Source organism: Pseudooceanicola profundus, from assembly GCF_054919315.1.
Genome location: NZ_CM142898.1, coordinates 633,858 through 656,967, shown reverse-complemented (window position 1 = coordinate 656,967; position 23,110 = coordinate 633,858). Strand labels below are relative to the sequence as shown.

The 23,110-nt window shown below is 66.8% G+C and carries 23 protein-coding genes; 8 read left to right on the top strand and 15 right to left on the bottom strand.

What is annotated here, in order from left to right; genetic code table 11:
• Nucleotides 1-9 precede the first annotated feature (9 nt).
• Entirely contained in the window at nt 10-465 is a 456-nt protein-coding gene (mlaD, locus tag ACX9MO_RS02935; protein ID WP_462213491.1) for an outer membrane lipid asymmetry maintenance protein MlaD, read from the top strand.
• Nucleotides 462-836, top strand: coding sequence for a DUF2155 domain-containing protein (locus ACX9MO_RS02930; protein ID WP_462213490.1), 375 nt, complete (start codon nt 462-464; stop codon nt 834-836). Before mlaD ends, ACX9MO_RS02930 begins: the two co-directional genes overlap by 4 nt.
• Here the strand turns inward: ACX9MO_RS02930 and aat are convergent.
• From aat to ACX9MO_RS02880, 10 genes are all read right to left on the bottom strand, one after another.
• Nucleotides 800-1,444 (bottom strand): leucyl/phenylalanyl-tRNA--protein transferase, encoded by a 645-nt coding sequence (aat, locus tag ACX9MO_RS02925; protein ID WP_462213489.1) that lies wholly within the window; start codon nt 1,442-1,444, stop codon nt 800-802. The genes ACX9MO_RS02930 and aat overlap by 37 nt on opposite strands.
• Nucleotides 1,445-1,579: 135 nt before the next feature.
• Nucleotides 1,580-2,932, bottom strand: coding sequence for an acetyl-CoA carboxylase biotin carboxylase subunit (accC, locus tag ACX9MO_RS02920; protein WP_462213488.1), 1,353 nt, complete (start codon nt 2,930-2,932; stop codon nt 1,580-1,582).
• A gap of 11 nt (nt 2,933-2,943) precedes the next feature.
• Nucleotides 2,944-3,438 carry an acetyl-CoA carboxylase biotin carboxyl carrier protein gene (gene accB, locus ACX9MO_RS02915; protein WP_222492374.1) on the bottom strand — a complete coding sequence of 165 codons (495 nt, stop codon included), beginning with the start codon at nt 3,436-3,438 and terminating at the stop codon, nt 2,944-2,946.
• A 223-nt stretch (nt 3,439-3,661) separates the two neighbouring features.
• Nucleotides 3,662-4,462 (bottom strand): PRC-barrel domain-containing protein, encoded by an 801-nt coding sequence (locus ACX9MO_RS02910; protein ID WP_462213487.1) that lies wholly within the window; start codon nt 4,460-4,462, stop codon nt 3,662-3,664.
• 355 nt (nt 4,463-4,817) lie between these two features.
• Nucleotides 4,818-6,764, bottom strand: a complete 1,947-nt coding sequence (acs, locus tag ACX9MO_RS02905; RefSeq protein WP_222492379.1) for an acetate--CoA ligase — start codon at nt 6,762-6,764, stop codon at nt 4,818-4,820.
• A gap of 87 nt (nt 6,765-6,851) precedes the next feature.
• Entirely contained in the window at nt 6,852-7,607 is a 756-nt protein-coding gene (locus tag ACX9MO_RS02900; RefSeq protein WP_222492381.1) for an ABC transporter ATP-binding protein, read from the bottom strand.
• 59 nt (nt 7,608-7,666) lie between these two features.
• Nucleotides 7,667-8,431 carry an ABC transporter ATP-binding protein gene (locus ACX9MO_RS02895; RefSeq protein WP_222492383.1) on the bottom strand — a complete coding sequence of 255 codons (765 nt, stop codon included), beginning with the start codon at nt 8,429-8,431 and terminating at the stop codon, nt 7,667-7,669.
• 12 nt (nt 8,432-8,443) lie between these two features.
• Nucleotides 8,444-9,646, bottom strand: a complete 1,203-nt coding sequence (locus ACX9MO_RS02890) for a branched-chain amino acid ABC transporter permease (RefSeq protein WP_222492385.1) — start codon at nt 9,644-9,646, stop codon at nt 8,444-8,446.
• A 3-nt stretch (nt 9,647-9,649) separates the two neighbouring features.
• Nucleotides 9,650-10,681, bottom strand: a complete 1,032-nt coding sequence (locus ACX9MO_RS02885) for a branched-chain amino acid ABC transporter permease (RefSeq protein WP_222492386.1) — start codon at nt 10,679-10,681, stop codon at nt 9,650-9,652.
• A 137-nt stretch (nt 10,682-10,818) separates the two neighbouring features.
• A complete protein-coding gene (locus ACX9MO_RS02880) occupies nt 10,819-12,165 on the bottom strand; it encodes a substrate-binding protein (RefSeq protein WP_462213486.1) in 1,347 nt (448 codons plus the stop codon).
• 211 nt (nt 12,166-12,376) lie between these two features.
• Between ACX9MO_RS02880 and ACX9MO_RS02875 the strand changes: the two genes are divergently transcribed.
• Nucleotides 12,377-13,696 (top strand): helix-turn-helix transcriptional regulator, encoded by a 1,320-nt coding sequence (locus tag ACX9MO_RS02875; RefSeq protein ID WP_222492388.1) that lies wholly within the window; start codon nt 12,377-12,379, stop codon nt 13,694-13,696.
• A gap of 46 nt (nt 13,697-13,742) precedes the next feature.
• Here the strand turns inward: ACX9MO_RS02875 and ACX9MO_RS02870 are convergent, their stop codons facing one another.
• Entirely contained in the window at nt 13,743-14,657 is a 915-nt protein-coding gene (locus tag ACX9MO_RS02870) for a hypothetical protein (protein WP_222492389.1), read from the bottom strand.
• Between the two features lie 395 nt (nt 14,658-15,052).
• On the opposite strand from ACX9MO_RS02870, the gene ACX9MO_RS02865 reads away from it, so the two are divergent.
• From ACX9MO_RS02865 to ACX9MO_RS02850, 4 genes are all read left to right on the top strand, one after another.
• Nucleotides 15,053-15,421, top strand: a complete 369-nt coding sequence (locus ACX9MO_RS02865; protein ID WP_222492390.1) for a response regulator transcription factor — start codon at nt 15,053-15,055, stop codon at nt 15,419-15,421.
• A 52-nt stretch (nt 15,422-15,473) separates the two neighbouring features.
• Nucleotides 15,474-16,001: a hypothetical protein gene (locus ACX9MO_RS02860; protein WP_462213485.1), complete on the top strand. Its 528-nt coding sequence runs from the start codon at nt 15,474-15,476 to the stop codon at nt 15,999-16,001.
• The gene (locus tag ACX9MO_RS02855; protein ID WP_462213484.1) at nt 16,002-18,683 is read left to right on the top strand and encodes an ATP-binding protein; all 2,682 of its coding nucleotides are present in this window, start codon (nt 16,002-16,004) and stop codon (nt 18,681-18,683) included.
• A 72-nt stretch (nt 18,684-18,755) separates the two neighbouring features.
• Nucleotides 18,756-19,892 (top strand): FliM/FliN family flagellar motor switch protein, encoded by a 1,137-nt coding sequence (locus ACX9MO_RS02850; RefSeq protein WP_462213483.1) that lies wholly within the window; start codon nt 18,756-18,758, stop codon nt 19,890-19,892.
• Nucleotides 19,893-20,139: 247 nt separating this feature from the next.
• Here ACX9MO_RS02850 and ACX9MO_RS02845 read toward each other — a convergent pair whose 3' ends face one another.
• From ACX9MO_RS02845 to ACX9MO_RS02830, 4 genes are all read right to left on the bottom strand, one after another.
• Nucleotides 20,140-20,559, bottom strand: coding sequence for a protein tyrosine phosphatase family protein (locus tag ACX9MO_RS02845; protein WP_222492395.1), 420 nt, complete (start codon nt 20,557-20,559; stop codon nt 20,140-20,142).
• A 10-nt stretch (nt 20,560-20,569) separates the two neighbouring features.
• Nucleotides 20,570-21,004: a DUF6691 family protein gene (locus ACX9MO_RS02840; RefSeq protein ID WP_222492397.1), complete on the bottom strand. Its 435-nt coding sequence runs from the start codon at nt 21,002-21,004 to the stop codon at nt 20,570-20,572.
• Complete coding sequence (locus tag ACX9MO_RS02835; protein WP_462213482.1) at nt 21,004-21,429, bottom strand: YeeE/YedE family protein; 426 nt, start codon at nt 21,427-21,429, stop codon at nt 21,004-21,006. The genes ACX9MO_RS02840 and ACX9MO_RS02835 overlap by 1 nt, the downstream gene beginning before the upstream one ends.
• A gap of 78 nt (nt 21,430-21,507) precedes the next feature.
• On the bottom strand, nt 21,508-22,371 hold the full coding sequence (locus ACX9MO_RS02830) for an MBL fold metallo-hydrolase (RefSeq protein WP_222492401.1): 864 nt from the start codon (nt 22,369-22,371) through the stop codon (nt 21,508-21,510).
• A 334-nt stretch (nt 22,372-22,705) separates the two neighbouring features.
• Here ACX9MO_RS02830 and ACX9MO_RS02825 point away from each other — a divergent pair, with 334 nt between their 5' ends.
• Nucleotides 22,706-22,921 (top strand): hypothetical protein, encoded by a 216-nt coding sequence (locus tag ACX9MO_RS02825; RefSeq protein ID WP_222492403.1) that lies wholly within the window; start codon nt 22,706-22,708, stop codon nt 22,919-22,921.
• Nucleotides 22,922-23,110: the final 189 nt, after the last annotated feature.

Here is a 23,110-nt window from a genome sequence, read left to right as displayed (position 1 = left end):
GCGAGCCTCATGTCCGAGAACACCACAGAAATCGTCGTCGGCGGTCTGGTCGTGGCGGTCGCCGCGGGCTTCCTGTTCTACGCAGGTCAGATCGTCGGCCTTGCCGCGCCCTCGGGCAGCTACCCGCTGACCGCCTCCTTCCGCTCGGCGGAAGGGATCAGCACCGGCACCGATGTGCGCCTTGCCGGCGTCAAGGTCGGCACCGTGACCGGCATCGACCTCGATCCGCAGACCTTCCGCGCCGTCACCACCTTCTCCATGTCGACCGGCATCGAAGTGCCCGACGACAGTTCGGTCGTGGTCTCCTCCGAGGGGCTGCTCGGCGGCAACTTCGTCGAGATCCTGCCCGGCGCCTCGGCCTTCAACTACGCCGCGGGCGACGAGATCGTGGACACCCAGGGCTCCGTCAGCCTGATCTCGCTGCTGATGAAATTCGTGGCCGGCGGCGGGAGCGGCGGCGAATGATCCGCGCCCTCCTCGTGGCAGCCTTCAGCCTGGCGGCGCTGCCGCTTCAGGCCCAGCAGGTGCAGGAAGCCACCACCACCGGCACCGGCGCCATCCTGCGCGGCCTCGACAAGATCAACGGCAACGTGGTCGACATCGACATCCAGAACGGCGGCGTGGCCCGCATGGGCGGCCTCGTGATCCGGATGCGCGAATGCCGCTACCCCGAAGGCAACCAGGCGGGTGACGCCTTCGCCTTCCTCACGGTGACCGAGCCGGAGAAGACCGACGACACGGTTTTCGAGGGCTGGATGATGGCCTCGGCCCCGGCGCTCAACGCCATGGACCACGCGCGCTACGACATTTGGGTCCTGCGCTGCAAGAGCTCCTGACCGTTTGCGGGGCCCGGCCCCGTGAACTCTGCCTCGTATGACAGCGCCTCTGCCAGCTGCCGCCGGTAGGCGGCGCGGCTGATCTCCACCGCGCCGAGAGAGGCGAGATGACTGGTCAGGAACTGCGTGTCGAAGAGCGTGAAGCCCCCTGCGCGCAGCCGGTCCACAAGCCACGCAAGTGCGATCTTCGAGGCATCCCGGCGGCGGGAGAACATGCTCTCTCCGAAGTAGGCCGCCCCCAGCACAACGCCATAGACCCCGCCGATGAGCCGGTCCTCCAGGTCATAGACCTCCAGTGAATGGGCATGACCCATCTCGTGCAGTTTCTGGTAGAGCTCCGCGATCTCGGCGTTGATCCAAGTCTCGGGCCGGTCGGCGCAGGCCTCGATCACGCCGGCGAAATCCGTGTCGATCCGCACCCGGTAGTCATCGCGTCGCAGCGTCCGCGAGAGGGAGCGGGAGATGTGGAACCTGTCGAGGGGAAAGACGCCGCGCCGCTTGGGATCGACCCAGAAGATTTCGGGATCGTCGCGACCTTCGGCCATGGGAAAGACGCCGGACTGGTATCCGTAGAGCAGAAGCTCCGGTGTCAGCGCGTCGGGGTCCATGGGAGTGTCACCTGCTCTTGTCCGGCCCAGCCTGCCACGGCCCGGCCTGACACGGCGAGGCGCCTGATACGAGCGTGGAGGAAGAGGAAGCGGGGCAGGGGGCGCCGTGGCGCCCCCGCCGGTGGCGGAGCGGGCTCAGTCTGCCTTGAAGGCGGTTTCGAGCCACTTTTCCAGCCAGTGGATGTTGTAGTTGCCCGACTGGATGTCCGGCTCGCGCAGCAGCGCGTCGAAGAGCGGCACGGTGTTCTCCACGCCGTCCACGATCAGCTCGCCGAGCGCGCGGTGCAGGCGGGCGAGCGCCTCGGGCCGGTCGCGGCCGTGCACGATCAGCTTGCCGATCAGGCTGTCGTAGTAGGGCGGGATCGAGTAGCCGTCGTAGAGCGCGCTGTCCATCCGAACCCCAAGGCCGCCGGGCGCATGGTAATGCGAGATCCGGCCCGGGCGGGGCGCGAAATCGGGCAGGCGTTCGGCGTTGATCCGCACCTCGATGGCGTGGCCGTTGATCGTCAGGTCGTCCTGACCGAAGGACAGCGGATAGCCCTCGGCGACGCGGATCTGTTCGCGCACGAGGTCCACGCCGAAGATCGCCTCGGTCACCGGGTGTTCCACCTGCAGACGGGTGTTCATCTCGATGAAGTAGAACTCGCCCTTCTCGTAGAGGAACTCGATCGTGCCGGCACCGGCGTAGTTGATCTTGGACACCGCGTCCGCGCAGACCTTGCCGATGGCGGCGCGCTCTTCGGGGGTGATGATCGGGCCGGGGGCCTCCTCGAAGACCTTCTGGTGGCGCCGCTGGAGCGAACAGTCCCGCTCGCCCAGGTGCACCGCCTTGCCCTTGCCGTCACCGAAGACCTGGATCTCGATGTGGCGCGGGGTGGTGAGGTACTTCTCGATATAGACTTCGTCGTTGCCGAAGGCGGCCTTGGCCTCCGAACGCGCGGTGGAGAAGGCGCGTTCGATGTCCTTCTCGCTCTGCGCCACCTTCATGCCGCGACCGCCGCCACCGGCGGTGGCCTTGATGATCACCGGGTAGCCGATCTCGGCGCCGATCTGCTTGGCGGTGGCGACGTCGGGCACGCCCCCGTCCGAGCCGGGCACGCAGGGCACGCCGAGCGCCTTCATCGTGTCCTTGGCGGTGATCTTGTCGCCCATGATGCGGATGTGTTCCGCGGTGGGGCCGATGAAGGTGATGCCGTGGTCTTCGAGGATCTGCACGAAGGCCGCGTTCTCGGACAGGAAGCCGTAGCCCGGGTGGATCGCCTGCGCACCGGTCACTTCGCAGGCCGCGATGATCGAGGGGATGCGCAGGTAGCTGTCGGTCGAGGAGGGCGGGCCGATGCAGACGCTTTCGTCCGCCATCCGCACGTGCATCGCATCCGCATCCGCGGTGGAATGCACGGCGACGGTCTGGATGCCCATCTCGCGCGCGGCACGGATGACGCGGAGGGCGATCTCGCCCCGGTTGGCAATGAGGATTTTATCGAACATGGGCACGGGCCTTATTCGATGATCATCAGGGGGGTGCCGAACTCTACCGCGCCGCCGTCTTCGACGAGGATGCGTTTCACCACGCCGCTGCGCGGGGCAGGGATGTGGTTCATGGTCTTCATGGCTTCGACGATCAGCAGGGTGTCACCTTCATCCACCGTGGCGCCGACCTTGGCAAAGGCGGGTGCGCCGGGTTCGGGCTGCAGGTAGACGGTGCCCACCATGGGCGAGGTCACCGCGCCGGGGTGGCTGGCGGGGTCCTCTGCTTCGCCGGCGGCAGCAGCCGGGGCGGCGGCAGCGGCGGGCGCTGCGGCAGGGGCCGGGGCCGCGACGGGCGCGGCATAGGTCACCGGGGCGGCTTCCATCTTGCGGCTCACGCGCACGTTCAGGCTGTCGTCCTCGCCGTAGTCGCGCTTGACCTGCAGTTCGGTCAGGTCGTTGTCGCGCAGCAGTTCGGCCAGCGCCTTGATGAAGGCCACATCCGCGTCATGCGTGTTATTGGTCATGGGTTCCTCGATCGCTACATCGGCGGCCAGTGCAGTTTGGCTCTTGCAGGTGGCCCTTGTTCACGTGCGCTTATAGGCGAAGCGATCCGCAGTGAAAAGAAGGCGGAAACGCAATCGTGAGCACCATCTCGCAGGGGCAGGGATGCGAAACGGCCGCCCCGGTGTCCCGGAGCGGCCATTTCTCTCTCTCAGCTGCCCCGAAGGGCAGGGTCAGGCGCGTCGCTTACGAGCGGCCGAAGGAGACGATTTCGCTGTCTTCGACAGCCTGCGCGGTCTCCTTGTCGTATTCGGCCATGCTCTTCAGCTGCTCCTCGGTGTAGCCGAAGGCGGTGACGTTCTCGCCTTCCACGTCGAGGTCGCTCAGCGGAAGGGCCACTTCGTGCTCGCCGAGGCCGAGGAAGCCGCCGACGCCGATCACGGCCATCACGTCATTGTCGACGCGGACGAACTGGTCGATCTCGCCGATCTCTTCGCCGGCCGAGCTCATCACCTGCGTGCCGACCATGGAACCGGCTTCCACTTCGACGGCATTGGCCATTTCTTCACCGGCCACATCGTCGCCCGGGGTCATCTCCGTGTCGTCCTCGGTCACGGCCAGATCCGTGGAGCTGTCCGCTTCGACGGTGGTGTCGCTCTCCATCGAGTTCTCGGCGCTCTGCTGCAGCTCCGAGGCCTCTTCCGAGATCTCGTCACCCGCGTTGTCGGCGGCATCCGCGGTGGCTTCGGCACCGTCTTCGATGCTTTCGCCCGCGCTTTCAGCCATGTCGGTGGCGGCATCGGCACCGTCCTCGAGGGCCTCGCCCGTGGCGTCGATCGCGTCACCGGTGGCGTCGGCGGCCTGATCCATAAGGCTTTCGTCGTCGGCCTCGGCGGCGGTCTGGTTCTGCAGCGTGACGCTGGTGTCGGCGCTGTCGGTGGACATCTCGGTGTCCGTGGTCACGTCGGCGGTCTGGGCGGCAACCGGGCCCGAAACAAGTGCAAGGGCGGCCGCACCGGAGAGCAGGATAGCTTTCACATTGGTCATGGTCGTACTCCTCAAGGTTGTCATGTCCATCTGGGCAGACAACACGCGCCCCTCTGTCCGGTTCCGGCAATTATTTCGGGCCCCGAAGGGAACCGGCGGCGCCTCGCCTGCCGGCACGGCGCAACGATGCGTTTAGGAATCAGGCGTAGAAAAGCAGGACGGGGCCGGCATGGTGACCGACCCCGTTCCAAAGGACCCAGGCTTGAAAGGATCTCAAGCTCCAAAGGATCCAAGCCGTGTGGCTGGCTGAACGTCCAGTTGCCTGAACGTCTGGCTGGCTTGCTTGCCCGCACCACGCCTGCCTCCCCTCTCGGCAGGCATGGTGCGGGGAACTGAAGCGAGCGGGCGAACTGGCTTAGCGGTTCATCCGGTTGTCGATCAGGTCGTCCACCACCGCCGGGTCCGCCAGCGTGGAGGTGTCGCCAAGGGCGCCGTAGTCATTCTCGGCAATCTTGCGCAGGATACGGCGCATGATCTTGCCCGACCGCGTCTTGGGCAGGCCGGGGGCCCATTGGATCAGGTCGGGCTTGGCAATCGGGCCGATCTCGGTCCGGACCCAGGTTTCCAGCTCCTTGCGAAGCTCGTCGGAGGGTTCGACCCCGTTCATCAGGGTGACATAGGCATAGATGCCCTGACCCTTGATGGCGTGGGGGTAGCCGACAACGGCGCTCTCGGCGACCTTGGAATGCGCGACGAGGGCGGATTCGACCTCGGCGGTGCCCATCCGGTGGCCCGAGACGTTGATCACGTCATCCACGCGCCCGGTGATCCAGTAGTAGCCATCCGCATCGCGGCGGCAGCCGTCACCGGAGAAGTAGTAGCCCTTGTAGTCCGAGAAATAGGTCTTCTCGAACCGCTCGTGATCGCCCCAGACGGTGCGCATCTGCGCGGGCCAGCTGTCCTTGATGCACAGCACGCCTTCGCACTCGGTCTCGTCGATCTCGGTGCCGGAATGGGCGTCCAGCACCACCGGCTGCACCCCGAAGAAGGGCGTGGTGGCCGAGCCGGGCTTGGCCGGGGTCGCGCCGGGCAGGGGGGTCAGAAGGTGGCCGCCCGTCTCGGTCTGCCACCAGGTGTCGACGATGGGGCAGTTGCCCTTGCCGACCACGTCATTGTACCAGTTCCAGGCTTCCGGGTTGATCGGCTCGCCCACGGTGCCCAGCACCTTGAGGCTGCTGAGGTCGTATTTCTCGACCCATTCGGTCCCTTGGCCCATCAGCGCGCGGATCGCGGTGGGGGCGGTGTAGAACTGGTTCACCGAATGCTTCTCGCAGACGGCCCAGAACCGGCCCGCATCGGGGTAGGTGGGCACGCCCTCGAACATCAGCGTGGTGGCGCCATTGGCCAGCGGGCCATAGACGATGTAGCTGTGCCCGGTGACCCAGCCCACGTCCGCCGTACACCAGTAGACGTCGCCGTCGTGGTAGTCGAAGACCAGTTCATGGGTCATCGCGGCGTAGACGAGGTAGCCGCCCGTGGTGTGCACGACGCCCTTGGGCTGCCCGGTGGAGCCGGAGGTGTAGAGGATGAAGAGCGGGTCTTCCGCATCCATTTCCACGGGCGCGCAATAGTCGTCCGCCTCCAGTGCCAGTTCGTTGTAATCGTGGTCGCGGTCCTCGACCCAGGTGGTCTGGCCGCCGGTGCGGCGCACCATCAGCACCTTCACCGTGTCCTTGCAGTGCAGCAGGGCGGCGTCGGTGTTGGATTTGAGCGGGGTCTGGCGGCCGCCGCGCGGGGCATAGTCGGAGGTGATGACCACCTTGGCGTCACAGCCGTTGATCCGCGCGCCGAGCGCATCGGGCGAGAAGCCGGCAAAGACGATGGAATGGATGGCGCCGATCCGGGCACAGGCCAGCATGGCATAGGCGGCCTCGGGGATCATCGGCAGGTAGATCACCACGCGGTCGCCCTTGCGCACGCCCATGTCGCTGAGGATGTTGGCCATCCGGCAGACGCGGCGGTGCAGGTCGCGGTAGGTGATCGACTGGGCCTGTTCGCCCGGGTTGTCGGGCTCGAAGATGATCGCGGCCTGGTTGCCGCGCTTGGCGAGGTGCCGGTCGATGCAGTTCGCGGCCACGTTCAGGGTGCCGTCCTCGAACCACTTGATCGAGACTTCGCCGAGGGTGAAGTTCGTGTCCTTCACCTTGGTAAAGGGCTTCATCCAGTCGATACGCTGCGCCTGTTCAGCCCAGAAGCCCTCGGGGTCCGCGATCGAGGCCTTGTACATCTCGGCGTATTTCGCCGCATCGATGTGGGCGTTCGCCGCAAATTCCGCACTGGGAGGATAGGTCTGGTCCGTCATGTTGACTTTGCCTTCACTTGGGTTTCGAGCATTGGGGTTTGGAACGATGGGAGAGACGCGGCCCCCGGGGGGAGGCCGCGCGGGGTGTCAGATGGCGAGGTACTCGGCCCGCAGTTCCTCGTTGCCCAGCACCTCGGCGGCGGTGCCGTCGAAGACGATGGAGCCGGTGTCGAGGATCACCGCGCGGTCGGCCAGTTCCAGCGCGCGTACGGCGTTCTGTTCGACGAGGATCGTGGTGATGCCCTGCTCCTTGATGATCCGCAGGGTGCGTTCGATCTCGTCGACGATGACGGGGGCGAGGCCCTCGTAGGGTTCATCCAGCAGCAGTACCTTGATGTCCCGCGCCAGGGCGCGGGCAATCGCCAGCATCTGCTGCTCCCCGCCGGAGAGCGTCACGCCCTCCTGCTTGCGGCGCTCGCCGAGGCGCGGGAAGAGGTCATAGAGCCGGTCGATGGACCAGCCGATGGGCGGGGCGATCTGGGCGAGTTGCAGGTTTTCCTCCACCGTCAGGCCGGGAATGATGCTGCGATCCTCGGGCACCAGCCCGATGCCGGATTGCGCGGCCTGCCAGCTGGACATGGTGTGCAGCGGCGCGTGATCCAGCCAGATCTCGCCGCGGGTGACGGCGGGGCTGTCCATCCGCGCGATGGCCCGCAGGGTCGAGGTCTTGCCCGCCCCGTTGCGCCCCAGCAGCGCGAGGATCTCGCCCTCGTGCACGTTGAAGCTGACGTTCTGGACGATGTAGCTCTCGCCGTAATAGGCCTCGACGTTCCAGACCGACAGGAACGCGGGCGCGGTCATCGCGTGATTGATGCCCTTCGAGAAGTCCGGTTTGACGTTCATGTTCTCTCCTCCTCGGACGGCGGCAGGCGGGTCTGTCCCACCTGGCCGCGTCCTCCTCCTCAGGCCGCGGCGGCCGTTTCGCCCAGGTACGCTTCGCGGACCTTGGGGTGCCCCTTGATGTTGGCAGGGATGTCCTCCACCAGCGGCGTGCCCTGCGCGAGGACAGTAATCCTCTCCGCGAGGGAAAACACAACATGCATGTCATGTTCAATAATTGCGATAGTGATATCCCGCTCTTCCTTGATCTGCTTCAGCAGGTCGATGGTGTTGTTGGTATCGGCACGTGCCATGCCCGCGGTCGGCTCGTCCAGCAGCAGCAGACGCGGCTCCTGGGCAAGGCACATGCCGATTTCGAGACGCCGCTTGTCCCCGCGGGACATCGAGGCGGCATGCATGTTGCGTTTGTCGGCCATCCGCATGTCCACCAGCATCTGCTCGGCCCGTTCGAGGATGTCACGCTGCCGGGCCACCCCGGCAAGCGCGTTCATCTCGAAGGCCCCGTCGCGCTTGGCGAAGCAGGGGATCATCATGTTCTCCATCACCGTCAGATCGCCGAAGATCTCGGGCGTCTGGAACACGCGGGAGATGCCCATCTGGTTGATCTCGTAGGGCGTGCGCCCCAGAACCGACTGGCCGTCGAACATGACCGAGCCGGTGTCCGGGATCAGCTTGCCGACGAGGCAGTTGAGCAGCGTCGACTTGCCGGCCCCGTTGGGCCCGATGATCGCGTGGACCGTGTTCTCGGCCACGCTGAGGTTGACCTCGGAGAGGGCCTTCAGCCCGCCGAAGCGCTTGTTGACGTTCTTGACTTCAAGGATGCCCATGAGCGTCTCTCCTTATTCGGCAGGGTGGGATTGGGTGGCGCCGTCCTGCGGCTCCGTGGACTTGCGGCGGAAGAGGCGCGCGATGCGTTGCCCCCCTTCGACAAGGCCACCGGGCAGGAAGGTCACCACCAGCATGAAGAGCAGGCCCAGCGTCAGGTGCCAGCCGGGGCCGACGAAATGCTCGACCACCCAGACCACGCCGTTCTCCATCCCGTCGGGCAGGAACGCGAACCACTGGTGCAGGACGCCTTCGTTGATCTTCGAGAAGATGTTCTCGAAGTACTTGATGAAGCCCGCGCCCAGGACCGGGCCGATCAGCGTACCCGCACCGCCGAGGATCGTCATCAGCACCACCTCGCCCGAGGCCGTCCACTGCATCCGCTCGGCGCCTGCCAGCGGGTCCATCGAGGCCATCAGGCCCCCGGCCAGACCGGCATACATGCCCGAGATCACGAAGGCCGCAAGCGCGTAGGGCTTGGTGTTCAGGCCGGTGTAGTTCATCCGGGTGCGGTTCGACTTGATCGCCCGCAGCATCAGCCCGAAGGGCGAGCGGAAGATGCGGATCGCGAGGTAGAAGGCCAGCAGCAGCACCGCGCCGCAGAAGTAGTAGCCGGTGTTGAACTGGAACAGCCATGCGCCTGCGTCGAGCGTGAAGGTCGAGCGCATCTCCATCCCGAAGAGCGAAGTGACGGGGATACCGCCATCCGCCGTGGCCGAGACGCCGAGGATGCGCGGATCGTCCAGCGTCAGTTGCAGGCCAGTCTCGCCGTTGGTGATCGGGGTGAGCACCGAGTAGGCGAGGTTGAAGGACATCTGCGCAAAGGCCAGCGTCAGGATCGAGAAGTAGATCCCCGTACGCCGCAGCGAGACGAAGCCGATCACCAGCGCGAAGACACCCGAGACGAGAACCGCGAGAAGGATCGCCGGGATCACGTTCATGCTGAGCAGCTTGAACATCCACACGGCCGAGTAGGAGCCCACGCCGAGGAAGGCCGCATGGCCGAACGACAGGTATCCGGTCAGGCCGAAGAGGATGTTGAAGCCGATGGCGAAGATCCCGAAGATCACGAAGCGCTGCATCAGGTCAGGGTAGCCCGCGTTGAACTGCGCCATGGCGCTGTCGGCGGGGAAGGGGTTGAGGATGAACGGCGCCAGGAGAACCATGGCCGCCACGATCAGCAGCAGGGTGCTGTCTTTCTTGTTGAGACCGAGCATGGCTTAGTCCTCCATCACGCCCTTGCGGCCCATCAGGCCACGGGGACGGGTCAGCAGAATGACGATGGCGACGACGTAGATGATGATCTGGTCGATGCCGGGCAGCAGCGACTTGATCTGGTTCATCGAGGCGAAGCTCTCGAGCACGCCCAGCAGGAAGCCTGCCGCGACGGCGCCCGGAAGCGAGCCCATGCCGCCCACAACGACCACGACGAAGCTGAGCACGAGGAAGTCCATGCCCATGTGGTAGTTCGGCGAGTTGATCGGCGCGTACATCACCCCCGCAAGCCCGGCCACGGCGGCGGCCAGCCCGAACATGATGGTGAAGCGCTTGTCGATGTTGATCCCCAGCAGGCCCACCGTCTCGCGGTCCGCCATGCCGGCGCGGACGACCATGCCGAAGGTGGTGAACTGCAGGAAGGCAAAGACACCGCCGATGATCACCGCCGCGAAGGCGAAGTAGACGAGGCGCCAGTAGGGGTAGATGATCACGTTCGGATCGAAGCCCAGCAGGACGCCGAAGTCGAGCGAGCCGCGGAAGGCGTCAGGCGCGGGCGTCTGGATCGGGTTCGCGCCGTAGTAGTGCTTGATCAGCTCCTGCATCACGATGGCGAGGCCGAAGGTCACGAGGATCTGGTCCGCATGGGGGCGCTTGTAGAAATGCTTGATCAGCCCGCGCTCCATGGCGAAGCCGATGCCGATCATGATCGGGATCGAGAACAGGATCGACAGTGGCACCGCCCAGTCGATCAGCGAGGCGCCCACCTCCGGGCCGAACCAGTCGACGAGGTAGGGCGTCTTCACCTTCAGCGGGTTGCCGAGGAAGTCGGTCCGGGTCGGATCGACTGTCTCGAAACTCAGCGAAAACAGCTTGTTGAGGGTAACGGCACAGAAGGCGCCGATCATGAACAACGCCCCGTGGGCAAAGTTCACGACACCCAGCGTGCCGAAGATCAGCGTCAGGCCAAGGGCGATCAGCGCATAGGCCGAGCCCTTGTCGAGGCCGTTCAGGATTTGAAGGATGATGGCGTCCATTGTCTCTCTCTCGGGGAAAGACGGGGGTGCGCCGTGACGCACCCTACCGCGATGTCAGTCCCGGCCAGAGCCCTGGGGCAGGACCGGAGAGGAGGGGCGCGCCGGGATGCTGGCGCGCCCCCTTGAGGCGGTGGCGATCAGGCGCCGGGGTTGCACGACCCGAGCGCACCACCCGCGAACATCGGGTGATCCGGGGCGTATTCCACCTGCGCACGCGGGGTGACCTCGACCACTTCCAGAAGGTCGAATTCCGAGGTCGGGTTCTCTTTCCCGCGCACCACGAGGACGTCCTTGAAGCACTGGTGGTCTTCGGCACGGTAGAGCGTCGGGCCGTTGCCGAGGCCGTCGAACTCGTAGCCTTCCAGCGCCTCTGCGATGGCGCAGGGGTTGAAGCTGCCTGCGCGCTGGGCGGCATCGGCATAGAGCAGCGTCTGCACGTAGCAGGTGTGCGCGGCCTGGCTCGGCGGGAAGCCGTACTTGGTGCCGAAGGACTTCACGAAGGCCTTGGTGCCCTCATCGGTCAGCGACCAGTGCCAGTTGGTGGAGCCGAGGATGCCCTTGATGTTCTCGCCCGCACCGCGTGCCATCAGGCGCGAGAAGAGCGGAACCACGATCTCGAACTGCTTGCCGTTGGCCATCTTTTCACGCAGGCCGAACTGCACGGCGTTGGTCAGCGAGTTGACCATGTTGCCGCCGTAGTGGTTCAGCACCAGAACGTCGGCGCCCGAGTTCAGGACCGGCGCGATGTAGGACGAGAAGTCCGTCTGGGCCAGCGGGGTCTTGACGGTGTTCACCGTTTCCCAGCCAAGCGCCTCGGTCGCCGCGACGATGGATTCCTCCTGCGTCCAGCCCCAGGTGTAGTCGGCGGTCAGGTGATAGGCCTTGCGGTCGGTGCCGTATTGCGCCGCCAGCACCGGCGCCAGCGCCGCGCCCGACATGTAGGCGTTGAAGAAGTGGCGGAAGCCGTTGGCCTTCTTGTCCTTGCCGGTGGTGTCGTTGGAGTGGGTCAGCCCGGCCATGAAGATCACGCCGGCCTCCTGGCACAGGCCCTGCACCGCGACGGCCACGCCCGAGGACGAGCCGCCGGTGATCATGATGGCGCCGTCCTTCTCGATCATCGACTTGGCCGAGGCACGTGCGGCGTCGGACTTGGTCTGCGTATCGCCGGTGACGTATTCCACCTTCTTGCCAAGGATGCCGTTGCCTTCCAGCACCTTGGAGCTGAAGGTCTGGAGCATGCCGCCGTCGCCTTCGCCGTTCAGGTGCTCGACCGCCAGCTGGTAGGCGCGCAGCTCGTCCGCGCCTTCATCCGCGTAGGGGCCGGTCTGGGGCACGTTGAAGCCCAGCGTCACGGATGATCCCGTCGGCTCGTTCATGTAGCTGGCCCAGGCCGCCCCGGTGAACAGCGTCGGGACGGCGAGCGTGGCGCCGACACCGGCCCCCGTCTTGAGCACGCCACGGCGAGTCAGGATGTTCTTCGTCATTGATTTCCTCCCTAAAGGTTTTGGGTGCGCCTCCTCCGCGCGCCCGTGCACTCTCGTGCAAAATGATTATGGCAAGGCGTAAGAAAATATCGCAACAACTGCTTTGTTTGGTTCGATTTTTTTGTAAACAAATGAACAGTATGCTGTAGAATTCCGTAAAGGTTCTTATTCGGCAGCGCAGAAACGCGTTGAAAGGGCAGGGAAATCATCCATGGCGAGAACGACGCTCACAGGCAGCCGCATCCGGGAACGCCGGATCATGCGGGGCATGCGGCAGGCCGAACTGGCGCGGCAGGCCGGGATTTCGGCCAGCTACCTCAACCTGATCGAGCACAACCGGCGCAGAATCGGCGGGAAACTGCTGCTCGACATCGCCGCCGCGCTGGAGGTGGAGCCCTCGCACCTGAGCGAAGGGGCCGAGGCCGCGCTGATCGCGACCCTGCGGGAGGCGGCCGCCGAACGTCCCGCGGCGGGCGCCGAACTGGATCGGATCGAGGAGTTCGCAGGTCGTTTCCCCGGCTGGGCGCAGCTGATTGCCGGGGGCTACCGGAGGCTGGCGGCGATGGAGCAGGAGGTCGAGGCGCTGACCGACCGGCTGTCGCACGACCCGCATCTGGCCGCCTCGCTGCACGAGGTGCTCTCGACCGTCACGGCGATCCGCTCCACCGCCTCGATCCTCGTGGACACGCCCGAGCTGGAGCCCGACTGGCAGGACCGGTTTCACCGCAACATCTCCGAGGACAGCCGCCGTCTGGCCGAGGGGGCGCAGCGGCTGGTGGCGGAACTGGACGCGGGCGAGACCCGGGAGACCGCGCAGAGCGTTCCGCAGGAGGAGGTCGAGGCCTTCTTCACGGCGCAGAGTTTCCATTTCCCGGCGCTGGAGCCGGGCGGCGGCGGTGATCCCGCGCGGCTGGTGGCGGAGGCCGAGGAGCTGACCAGCAGCACGGCCCGCGCCATGGCGCAGGCGCTGTTGGAACGCTACGCCGAGGATGCCCGCCATCTGCCCGCCACGCGCCTGCTGCCGGAACTGCCGAAGACCCCCGAGACGCTGAACCCCGCCGCGCTTGCCGACGCCTTCGGGACGGATACCGCCCGCGTGCTGCGACGGCTGGCGAGCCTGCCGCCGGGGGAGGGGACGCTGGACAAGGTGGGGCTGGTGATCTGCGACGGCTCCGGCACGCTGACCTTCCGCCGCCCGCTGGAGGGCTTCCCGCTGCCGCGTTTCGGCACCGCCTGTCCGCTCTGGCCGCTGTTCCAGAGCCTCAGCCGCCCGATGATGCCCATGCGCCGCCCCGTCCGTCTGGCCGGGCGCAGCGAAGGGGCCTTCCTGACCTATGCGGTGGCGCAGCCCAAGGGCGCGCCGCGTCTGAACCGCGAACCGCTCTTCGAGGCGCATATGCTGATCCTGCCCCGGGTCCCCGGCCCGAACGAGGCGGAGGAGGCGCCGCGCGTGGGCGTCACGTGCCGGATCTGTCCGCGCAGCGATTGCCCGGGCCGACGGGAGCCCTCCCTCATGGGAGACGCCGCCTGACGGGGGTCAGGCGGTGTCTTGATGTCCGGGAGAAGAGCAGGTCGGGTCAGAAGGACGTCGGCTGGGCGGTGCCTTTGTCGAAGTCTATCCGCCAGGTGCTGCGGCTGTCGAAGCAATGCGCCCCGCCGCCGCTGCTGAGCATGAAGCTCTCGCAGCCCTCGGCATTGGCGTCGGTCAGGGCCTTGACCGCCACGTCCCAGCGGGGGTCGCCCGAGGAGAGGGGCTGTAACTGGCCGTTCTGGTAGATGCTGTAGGCCTGCGAGCCCCAGCCGATTTCCGAGCTGTCGGAGGCCCAGATCAGGCGGGTGCCGCTCTGGCCGCCGGTGTGGAAGATCAGGTAGCGGCTGCGGTCCGTGCCGTCGCTGTCGCGGCTCGGCAGCATATAGAGCATGTAGGCGCCGGTCTTGCGGTAATCCACGCCGGCCTGCGTCTCGAGGATGTTGGCCTGATGGTGGAAGGCGTGCGGCGTGTACTCCGGCACCATGGCAAGCGGAACCAGCGGGCAGCTGAACTCGGTCGCGAAGGTATCGAGCTTGGTGCCGTTGGTCTCGGAGATCGCCATGCGGAACGGGCGGTCCTGACGCACCAGTGCGCATTCCTCGGAAGAGGCGCGGGCCTGCCAGAGGCGGCTCCGGTCCAGCGGCCAGAGCATGGCGCAGCTGCCGACGGCGGTGCCGTCGATGGTGTTCATCGGATCGCAGGTATCGGTCGGCTTCTTGGGCCGGATATAGGGCTGGATCGAAGCGAGGGAACTGGAGTCCAGCGGCACGATGGTCCCGTCGATCAGGGCCACCTGGCGGACATGTTGCATGGTGCTGAACGCCCAGTGGGCGGCAATGCCCAGGGCAAGTCCGGCGAGCAGGACAATACGCAGCGACAGTTTGCTGGCACGGGGCGCGCTTTCCTGCGCCGCCTTGGCCTGCTTATCAAACTGAGCAAGGAACTCTTTGTTCGACAGCATTTTCTCAGGTCTCTCTTCTTATTCTATCCCGGGGGAGTGCTCGGATTTGGGGAGTGCTCTATGGGAAACATTCTATTTACGATTGAGTGAAGAGAAGGGCTGCAATCAGGCACTTTTGGGGCATGTTTCGCATCGTGGGACGGCACTTGGGCGCTTCGTGGGGCAGACGCCAGGTCAGCTGTTCGAGGGCCGACATGCCGGGCGGCCAGTCCTGCTTTCCCCAAGGGGCGCAACGACGGGCCCCTCGTGGGGGGCGTGCGCGGCAACGACGCGCGGTAAAGATTGGTAAAGAAAATGCCCTGCGCGGCGCAATCTTTGACACTCCGGGCGCGACAGGCGATAGTCGCTCGGATAATAAGAACAAGATATGACACGCTCATTAGGGGGAGGGCCGGATGAGCAAGAATGTTCTCGTGATCGAGGATGAGCCCAATATCATCGAGGCGATCGGGTTCATCCTGTCGCGCGATGGCTGGCGGGTGGCGACGCATTCGAACGGGGAGGACGCCGTGGAGGCGGTGCGCAGCCGGATGCCGGATCTCGTGATTCTTGACGTGATGCTGCCGGGGCGCTCCGGCTATGACATCCTGCGTGACCTGCGCGGGGCCGAGGCGACGGCGGGGATGCCGGTGCTGATGCTGACCGCGCGCGGCCAGAACCGCGACCGCGAGATGGCCGAGGCCGCAGGCGCCAGCCGCTTCATGACCAAGCCGTTCTCCAATTCCGAGGTGCTGGCCGCCGTGAACCAGCTGATCGGGGCCTGAGCCCGGTCCGCGGGCGCAGAGGAGGGGCGGGACAGCACGCGATGACGACGCCATGAAAAGCCGCCAGACCGTCTTTCTCGAACGTCAGAGCTACCGGCTGCGCCGGCGCGGGGACGCGATGCGTTTCCTGCCGGTGCTGGGGATCATCCTGATGCTGCTGCCTCTGCTCTGGACCGAGGGGCCCGAGGGCCTGCCGGTCAGCCGGGCGATGTTCTACATCTTCGGGGTCTGGGCCGGGCTGGCCGTCACCGCAGGGCTGTTGTCCCGCGGACAGGCCGGCGCCCGCAGCGCGGCATTGCCTGCGGATGGCGTTTTGGAAACCCTGCCGGGCAGCCGGCAGGCCTGGGTCATGGAGGACGATCTGGCGGGGCCCTTCGTCCCGAGCAGCATCGTGCCCATGGATGCGGACACCACTCCGGCAGAGGCCTACGGCCTGCGGGAAGGCATGTCCCCGGCCGGGGGAGGCGGCTCCGGACAGGGCGGCTCCGGATTGGAGGCCTCCGGACTGGACATCTCTGCCGGGGACGCATCGACCAAGGGCAGGCCGGCCTCGTCCGGACCGGAGGAGGACGGGCGCTAGATGGCCTCGCTCAATCTCCTTCTCTCGGTCTCGCTCGCCTATGTCGCGCTGCTCTTCCTCGTGGCCTTTGCGGCGGAGCGGGCGGCGCTGCGCGGGCGCGTGGGCTGGCTGCGCTCGCCGCTGGTCTACACGCTGTCTCTCTCGATCTACTGCACCGCCTGGACCTTCTACGGCGCGGTCGGCTACGCCGCGCGCTCGGGGCTGGAGTACCTGACGATCTACCTCGGGCCCTCGCTGGCGATGATCGGCTGGCTCTGGGCCGTGCGGAAGATGGTGCGCATCGGGCGCAGCCAGAAGATCACCTCGGTCGCGGACCTGATCTCGTCCCGCTATGGCAAGTCCACGCGGCTCGCGGTCTTTGTCACCATCATGGCCGTGGTGGGCACCACGCCCTATATCGCGCTGCAATTGCAGTCGGTCACGTTGTCCTTTGCCGCCTTTGCCGCGATGGACCCGGCTACCACGCTGCCCGGCGGCAGCAGCACGGCGCTCTGGGTGGCCGCGGGGCTGGCCTTCTTCACGGTGCTCTTCGGCACCCGCAACCTCGATGCGAACGAACGTCACCACGGCGTCGTCATGGCCATCGCGGTCGAGGCGGTGGTGAAGCTCTGCGCCCTTGTCGCCGTGGGGGTCTTCGTCATCTGGGGGCTTGGCGGCGGGCTGTCCGAAACGCTGGCCCGGATCGACGCCTCGCCCATCGGCCGGTGGGAGATGGTCAACGGTCGCTGGGCCGGTCTCATCTTCCTCTCCGCCGCCGCCTTCCTCTGCCTGCCGCGCATGTTCCAGGTGCTGGTGGTCGAGAACGAGGACGAGCGCCACCTGCAGACCGCCACATGGGCCTTCCCGGCCTACCTGATGGTGATGAGTCTCTTCGTGGTGCCGATTGCCGTCATGGGCCTCGACCTGCTGCCGGAGGGATCAAACCCCGACCTCTTCGTGCTGACCCTGCCGCTGCACGACGGGCGCACGGGGCTGGCCATGCTTTCCTTCATCGGCGGCTTTTCCTCGGCGACCTCGATGGTGATCGTGGCCTCGATCGCGCTCTCGACCATGGTGTCGAACCATATCGTCATGCCGATCTGGCTGCGCGTCACTGGCGGCGGCGCCGTGGTCTCGGGCGATGTGCGCCACGTGGTCATGCTGGCGCGCCGGGTCTCGATCGTGGGCGTGGTCCTGCTGGGCTACATCTACTACCGCGTCTCGGGCGGGGGCGAGGCACTGGCCGCCATCGGCCTGATCTCCTTCTCGGGGGTGGCGCAGTTCCTGCCGGCGCTCGTGGGCGGCATCTTCTGGCGCGGGGCCACGCGCAATGGCGCGATGACGGGCCTCATCGTCGGATCGGCGATCTGGACGTGGTGCCTGTTCCTGCCGGGCTTCGGGGATGGCGTGGTGATCCCGGTCCATGTGCTCGAGGCCGGGCCCTTCGGTCTGGGCTGGCTGCGGCCCGAGGCGCTCTTCGGGATCGAGGGGATCGACCCGCTGGTGCATGGCGCGCTCTGGTCGCTGTTCTTCAACACGCTGTCCTTCGTCATCGTCTCTCTCATGGGCTTCCCGACACCGGTGGAGCGGTTGCAGGGCGCGCAGTTCGTCAACGTCTACCAGTATTCCGAGAGCCCGGGCCGCGGTGCCGCGGGCCCGGTCCAGACCGAGGACCTGCTGATGATGTCGCAGCGCATCCTCGGCCCGGCACAGGCGCAGGCGCTCTTCCTGCGGGAGGCGCGGGCGCAGGGCCTTGCCAGCTACCTCCCGGACCCGACGCCGGGCTTCCTTCAGGCGCTGGAGCGCGAGTTGGCAGGCTCGGTCGGGGCCGCGACGGCCCATGCGATGGTCGGCCAGCTGACCGGCGGGGCCGTCGTCTCGGTCGAGGACCTGATGGCCGTGGCGGATGAGACCGCGCAGATCATGGAATATTCCAGCCAGCTCGAAGCCAAGTCGCAGGAGCTGACCCGCACCGCGCGCCAACTGCGCGCCGCGAACGACAAGCTGACCCAGCTGTCGCTGCAGAAGGACGCCTTCCTCAGCCAGATCAGCCACGAACTGCGTACGCCCATGACCTCGATCCGCGCGTTTTCCGAGATCCTGCGCGACACCGACGGGCTGGGGACCGAGCAGCGGCTGAAGTATGCCTCGATCATCCACGACGAGGCGGTGCGGCTGACGCGGTTGCTCGATGACCTGCTGGACCTTTCGGTGCTGGAAAACGGCCAGATCAGCCTGAACCTGCAGGAGGGGCGGCTTTCGGCGCTGATCGACCATGCGATTTCCGCGACCGGCGGGGCGGCGGACCGGCTGCGCATCCGCCGCAACCGCGTGGCCGAGACACTGCTGCTCACCACGGACCTCGACCGGCTGGGGCAGGTCTTCATCAACCTGATCGCCAATGCCGCGAAATACTGCGATGCGGAGCGGCCCGAACTCTCGATCCACGTGCGGCAGCGCGGCGGCACGCTGATCGTGGATTTCATCGACAACGGCACCGGGATCGAGACTGACCAGCAGACGGTGATCTTCGAGAAATTCGCCCGCGTGGGCGAGCAGAAGGCAGGCGGTGCGGGCCTTGGCCTCGCCATCTGCCGCGAGATCATGCAGCGGCTGGGGGGCACCATCGGCTACCTGCCGGGGCAGGGCGGGGCGGCCTTCCGGGTGACGATGCCGCTCGCCCGGGCCATGGCTGCACAATAGCCGGGTAAAGCCTATCGTAACCATCCTCGTCCTAGGTTGGCGCGAATGCCCGCGTCACATCTGGCGGAGAGAATGGGAAAAACGTCATCCAACGCCGTGCTGCGCCGCAAGACCCTTGCTGCGCGCGAGGGTTATCAGGCGCGCGTCCTGTCGCCTGACAAGGCGCTGCGCCTTGCCCTCGCCCGTGCCGCGGACGAGGCGCTGGACCTCGCCCTCGCGGTGCGCCGGCTGGAGGTGGACGAGCTGCCGCTGGAGGATGCCGTGGCCGAGCTGCCGGAGGCGGCGCTGACCCTCCTGCTGGAGGGGCCGGAGGGTCTGTCGGGCGCCATGAGCCTCGACTTCGCGCTGATGTCCTCGCTGGTGGAAATGCAGACCATGGGCCGCCTGCTGCGCTCCCCGCCCGACCCGCGCCGCCCGACCCGCACCGATGCCGCGCTGACCGCACCGCTGATCGACGCGGCCTTCACCGCGCTGGAGGGGCTGCTGGAGGCCTCCGAGGAGGGCTATTGGCTCACCGGCTACCGCTTCGGTGCGATGATGGAGGGGCCGCGGATGCTGGGGCTGGCGCTGGACGCGGGCGGTTATCACCGGCTCAGGCTGGAGCTGGACCTCGCCGGGCAGCGTGAGGGCGGGCTGCAAATCCTCCTGCCGGAGAGGGAAAAGCCCCGCGCCGCGCCCCTGCCGGAGGAGGCCGGAGACGGCCCGCCGATGGCGCGGGTCGTGGGGCAGGCACGGGCGGAGCTGACGGCGGAACTGCACCGGCTGTCGCTGCCGTGGGAGGCGCTCCTGAAGCTGAAGCCGGGCGACGTGCTGCCGATCCCGCGCGCGGCGCTTGGCAGCACGATGCTGCTGGGTCCGGGCCGGCAGCGGGTGCTGAAGGTGCGGCTGGGGCAGATGAACGGGGCCCGGGCGGTCCGCCTCTCCGCCGAAGAGGGGGCGCGTACCGCGCGCAGGCTCTCCGAGGCGGGGGAGGCGGCAGAGCCACGGGCGGAAGCCCCGGCGATGGCGGCGGCCTCCACGTCCCCACCTGCGCCCGAGCCCGAGGTGGCGGAGCCCCCGCCAGATGTTCCGGACCCGTCGCCACGGGTCGAGGCGCTCGAGGACCTGCCGGACCTCTCGGACCTCCCGGGCCTCGGGCCGCAGGAGGAGGACCTCGAACCTTTGCCGATGTCCGGCTTCCCAATGGCGGACCTGTCGGACTTCGAGTGACGAAATAGGCGCCCGGCCCTGTCAGGGGCCGGACGCCGGTGTGATCTTAAGCGCGACGGCAAGGGCCGGCGCCGGAAGGGTGGTTCGCGCGAGGCGAGGGGGCGCTCGCCGGGACCGGTTCACGCGGTCGGGCAGGTGGCGCCGGGCCGGGACGCGATCCGATTGTGATCCGCGCGCTGACCTGAACGCCGTGCGACGCCTGGGCCGAGGCTCAGGCCGCCGCGCAGTCCGGGGCTCGCTCCGGGTCTCAGCCTTGTTCGAGACGCGGACGCAGCTGCGACAGGTCGTAGCCGGCCTTGGCCGTCGCGGTGAGGATTTCGTCCGCGGGGACGCCCTGCGCGGCCTGACCCAGCGACCAGATCACCGAGCAGCGCGTGCCGGAGGCGCAATATGCCAGCACGGGGCCCTCGGCCTCGGCCACCAGCGCCTCCTGCTTGGCGATGTTCTCGGGCGTCATGGTCTGGTGCGTCAGCGGCAGAACGACGAAGTCGAGACCCGCCGCCTGCGCGGCCTCGGCCATGGCGGCGGCCTGCAGCTCGGGCGGGTTCTCGGCGTCGGGACGGTTGCAGATCACGCGGGTGAAGCCTGCGGCCTTGATCGCCGGCAGGTCCTCGGGGAGGATCTGCGGGCTCACGGAATAGCGGGGGGTGATGTGACGAGGTTCCATGTGCAAAGCCTTATTCAGCAGGCACCGCCCTGTCCAGACGGCTCCGCAAGGCGGGCGTGGCGAGCATGCCTGCGCCCATGGCGATGACGAAGATCACGCCGCCGAGCCCGTTGTAGGACAGCGAGGCGATGGCCGGCCCCGGGCAGAGCCCGACAAGGCCCCAGCCCATGCCGAAGAGCGTTGAGCCGAGGATCAGGTTGCGGCCCAGCTTGGGGGCGGGCTTCGCCGGGAAGCTGCCGCCGGCCACCGGGGCCTTGGCGCGCTCCGCGATCAGCCAGGCGATCGCCATGGGGATCATCGCGCCGCCCATGACGAAGGCCAGCGTGGGATCCCAGGCGCCGAAGACGTCGAGCCAGCCCTGCACCTTGGCGGTGTCGGTCATGCCCGAGACATAGAGGCCGGTGCCGAACAGGCCGCCGGCGAGGAAGGCATAGAGATTGCGCATCAGATCACCCCCAGGATTTCACGGAAGATCGCCACGGTGAGGCCGCCGGCGAGGATGTAGAAGACCGTGGCCACGATGCCGCGCAGCGACAGCCGCGAGATGCCGCAGACCCCGTGACCGGAGGTGCAGCCATTGGCAAACCGCGTGCCCACGCCGACCAGCAGGCCCGCGATGGCGATGACGAGGACGTTCGACGTCAGGTGGGTGTCGACCCGCCCGAAGACCGGCGTCAGCAGCAGCGGCAGCAGGAAGACCGCGGCGAGGAAGCTGATCCGCTCCGCCGCCGTGTCCCGGCCCGAGCCGTCCACGAGACCGCCGATGATGCCCGAGGCACCCATGATCCGTCCGTTGAAGAGAAGGTAGACCGCGCCGCCCGTTCCGATCAGCAGACCGCCGGCGAGACCGAGAATCCAGTCCATTGGCATGAGGGTATTCCGTTTGTTGGAGGAGGAGCGGGCAGGGGCCGTGCGGCCCCCGCCCAGACCGTATGGAGCGGGCCGGGATCAGAGCTTGTTGACCGGCACCTTGAGGAAGACATCGCCCTTCTCGTCCGCGGGCGGCATCTGGCCTGCGCGCATGTTCACCTGCAGCGAGGGGATGATCAGCTTGGGCATGGCCAGCGTCGCGTCGCGGGCGTCGCGCATGGCAACGAAATCCTCGGCCGACTTGCCCTGGCCCACGTGGATGTTGAGCGCCTTCTGCTCGCCCACGGTGGTTTCCCAGGCGTAGTCATCGCGGCCCGGCGCCTTGTAGTCGTGGCCCACGAAGATCCGCGTTTCGTCTGGAAGAGACAGGATTTTCTGGATTGATTCGAAGAGCGTGGCCGACGATCCGCCGGGGAAATCGCACCGGGCGGTGCCGAAATCGGGCATGAAGAGCGTATCGCCCACGAAAGCGGCGTCTCCGATCACGTAGGTCAGACACGCTGGCGTATGGCCCGGTGTATGCAGAACGTCGCCGCGCAGCTGCCCGATGTGGAAGCTGTCGCCCTCGGCGAAGAGCGCGTCGAACTGCGAGCCGTCGCGCTGGAACTCGGTGCCTTCGTTGAAGACCTTGCCGAAGGTGTCCTGCACGATGCGGATGTTGTTGCCGATGCCGATCTTGCCGCCCACCTCGCGCTGGATATAGGGCGCGGCCGAGAGGTGGTCCGCATGGACGTGGCTTTCCAGAAGCCATTGAACGTCAAGGTTGTTTTCCTTGACGAAGGCGATGATCGCATCTGCCGAACGGGTGTCCGTGCGGCCGGAGGCATAGTCGAAGTCCAGAACCGAATCGATCACTGCGGCGGCGCGGCCCTCGGGCTCGCGGACGACGTAGGAAATCGTGTTCGTGGCTTCGTCGAAGAAGGCGTGAACAATGGGTTTCATGACGGTGTTCCTCTGCTTTGCGATAACATATAACAAACTTTGCATATGATGCAAGGGCCGGTGCAAGGCCCCGCGGGCGGTTTCGTGAGTACACGGCGATTGCGACGCAGCGGCAATGCCGCGCCGCGGCTTGGCAAGTCTATGCGCCCGTGGGCTCCTTTTGAGGCCCTGCGCCAATTTGGGCGGTTGGCAGAGGCGCCGGGCGTCCCTAGTCTAACGTGGCCATGCAGGCTGTGCGTTCGAGGAGGGGACGCCGCCACCGCCACCACGCGGGCATGGAGGATCCCCGGCCGTGACGACGCCCGGGGGCCACTTGGTCAAGGGAGGAACTTTGATGACTCATGCAGAACTCGAAACCAGGCTGTCCGAGCTGAAGTCGCAGATCGCCAATGCCGCACCGGGGACGCGGCACGTGCATCTCGATGGATTGAACCGTCTGGTCACCGACTTTTCGCATCATGGCACCGAGGTGCCGTCGCATCTGCGGCGTCTCCAGGACGAACTGACGAACGAGGCCATCGAGGCGCGCTTCGACAACCTGCCGGTGTGACGCCACTTGCCCGGTGGCTGACACCGGGCCCCTCGAAGAGCAGCCGCCCGTTCCGCGAACGGGCGGTTTTCATTTGTTCGGGCAATGAAACTGGGGACGGCGCCGCGCAGGGCTCTTGCCATTCATGGTTGTATGCTGAATTCTTGCGCGACCGCAGTGAAGCGCCCGGCCAGTCTCCCGGCCACAGAG

Coding starts and splice junctions, on each gene's coding strand:
- ACX9MO_RS02870 (WP_222492389.1), bottom strand. CDS start 14,657: ATGCTGTCGAACAAAGAGTTCCTTGCTCAGTTTGATAAGCAGGCCAAG.
- ACX9MO_RS02880 (WP_462213486.1), bottom strand. CDS start 12,165: ATGACGAAGAACATCCTGACTCGCCGTGGCGTGCTCAAGACGGGGGCC.
- ACX9MO_RS02830 (WP_222492401.1), bottom strand. CDS start 22,371: ATGAAACCCATTGTTCACGCCTTCTTCGACGAAGCCACGAACACGATT.
- ACX9MO_RS02860 (WP_462213485.1), top strand. CDS start 15,474: ATGAAAAGCCGCCAGACCGTCTTTCTCGAACGTCAGAGCTACCGGCTG.
- ACX9MO_RS02840 (WP_222492397.1), bottom strand. CDS start 21,004: ATGCGCAATCTCTATGCCTTCCTCGCCGGCGGCCTGTTCGGCACCGGC.
- ACX9MO_RS02845 (WP_222492395.1), bottom strand. CDS start 20,559: ATGGAACCTCGTCACATCACCCCCCGCTATTCCGTGAGCCCGCAGATC.
- accB (WP_222492374.1), bottom strand. CDS start 3,438: ATGACCAATAACACGCATGACGCGGATGTGGCCTTCATCAAGGCGCTG.
- ACX9MO_RS02895 (WP_222492383.1), bottom strand. CDS start 8,431: ATGGGCATCCTTGAAGTCAAGAACGTCAACAAGCGCTTCGGCGGGCTG.
- ACX9MO_RS02910 (WP_462213487.1), bottom strand. CDS start 4,462: ATGACCAATGTGAAAGCTATCCTGCTCTCCGGTGCGGCCGCCCTTGCA.
- ACX9MO_RS02855 (WP_462213484.1), top strand. CDS start 16,002: ATGGCCTCGCTCAATCTCCTTCTCTCGGTCTCGCTCGCCTATGTCGCG.
- ACX9MO_RS02930 (WP_462213490.1), top strand. CDS start 462: ATGATCCGCGCCCTCCTCGTGGCAGCCTTCAGCCTGGCGGCGCTGCCG.
- mlaD (WP_462213491.1), top strand. CDS start 10: ATGTCCGAGAACACCACAGAAATCGTCGTCGGCGGTCTGGTCGTGGCG.
- aat (WP_462213489.1), bottom strand. CDS start 1,444: ATGGACCCCGACGCGCTGACACCGGAGCTTCTGCTCTACGGATACCAG.
- acs (WP_222492379.1), bottom strand. CDS start 6,764: ATGACGGACCAGACCTATCCTCCCAGTGCGGAATTTGCGGCGAACGCC.
- ACX9MO_RS02885 (WP_222492386.1), bottom strand. CDS start 10,681: ATGGACGCCATCATCCTTCAAATCCTGAACGGCCTCGACAAGGGCTCG.
- ACX9MO_RS02825 (WP_222492403.1), top strand. CDS start 22,706: ATGACTCATGCAGAACTCGAAACCAGGCTGTCCGAGCTGAAGTCGCAG.
- ACX9MO_RS02890 (WP_222492385.1), bottom strand. CDS start 9,646: ATGCTCGGTCTCAACAAGAAAGACAGCACCCTGCTGCTGATCGTGGCG.
- accC (WP_462213488.1), bottom strand. CDS start 2,932: ATGTTCGATAAAATCCTCATTGCCAACCGGGGCGAGATCGCCCTCCGC.
- ACX9MO_RS02850 (WP_462213483.1), top strand. CDS start 18,756: ATGGGAAAAACGTCATCCAACGCCGTGCTGCGCCGCAAGACCCTTGCT.
- ACX9MO_RS02900 (WP_222492381.1), bottom strand. CDS start 7,607: ATGAACGTCAAACCGGACTTCTCGAAGGGCATCAATCACGCGATGACC.
- ACX9MO_RS02865 (WP_222492390.1), top strand. CDS start 15,053: ATGAGCAAGAATGTTCTCGTGATCGAGGATGAGCCCAATATCATCGAG.
- ACX9MO_RS02835 (WP_462213482.1), bottom strand. CDS start 21,429: ATGCCAATGGACTGGATTCTCGGTCTCGCCGGCGGTCTGCTGATCGGA.
- ACX9MO_RS02875 (WP_222492388.1), top strand. CDS start 12,377: ATGGCGAGAACGACGCTCACAGGCAGCCGCATCCGGGAACGCCGGATC.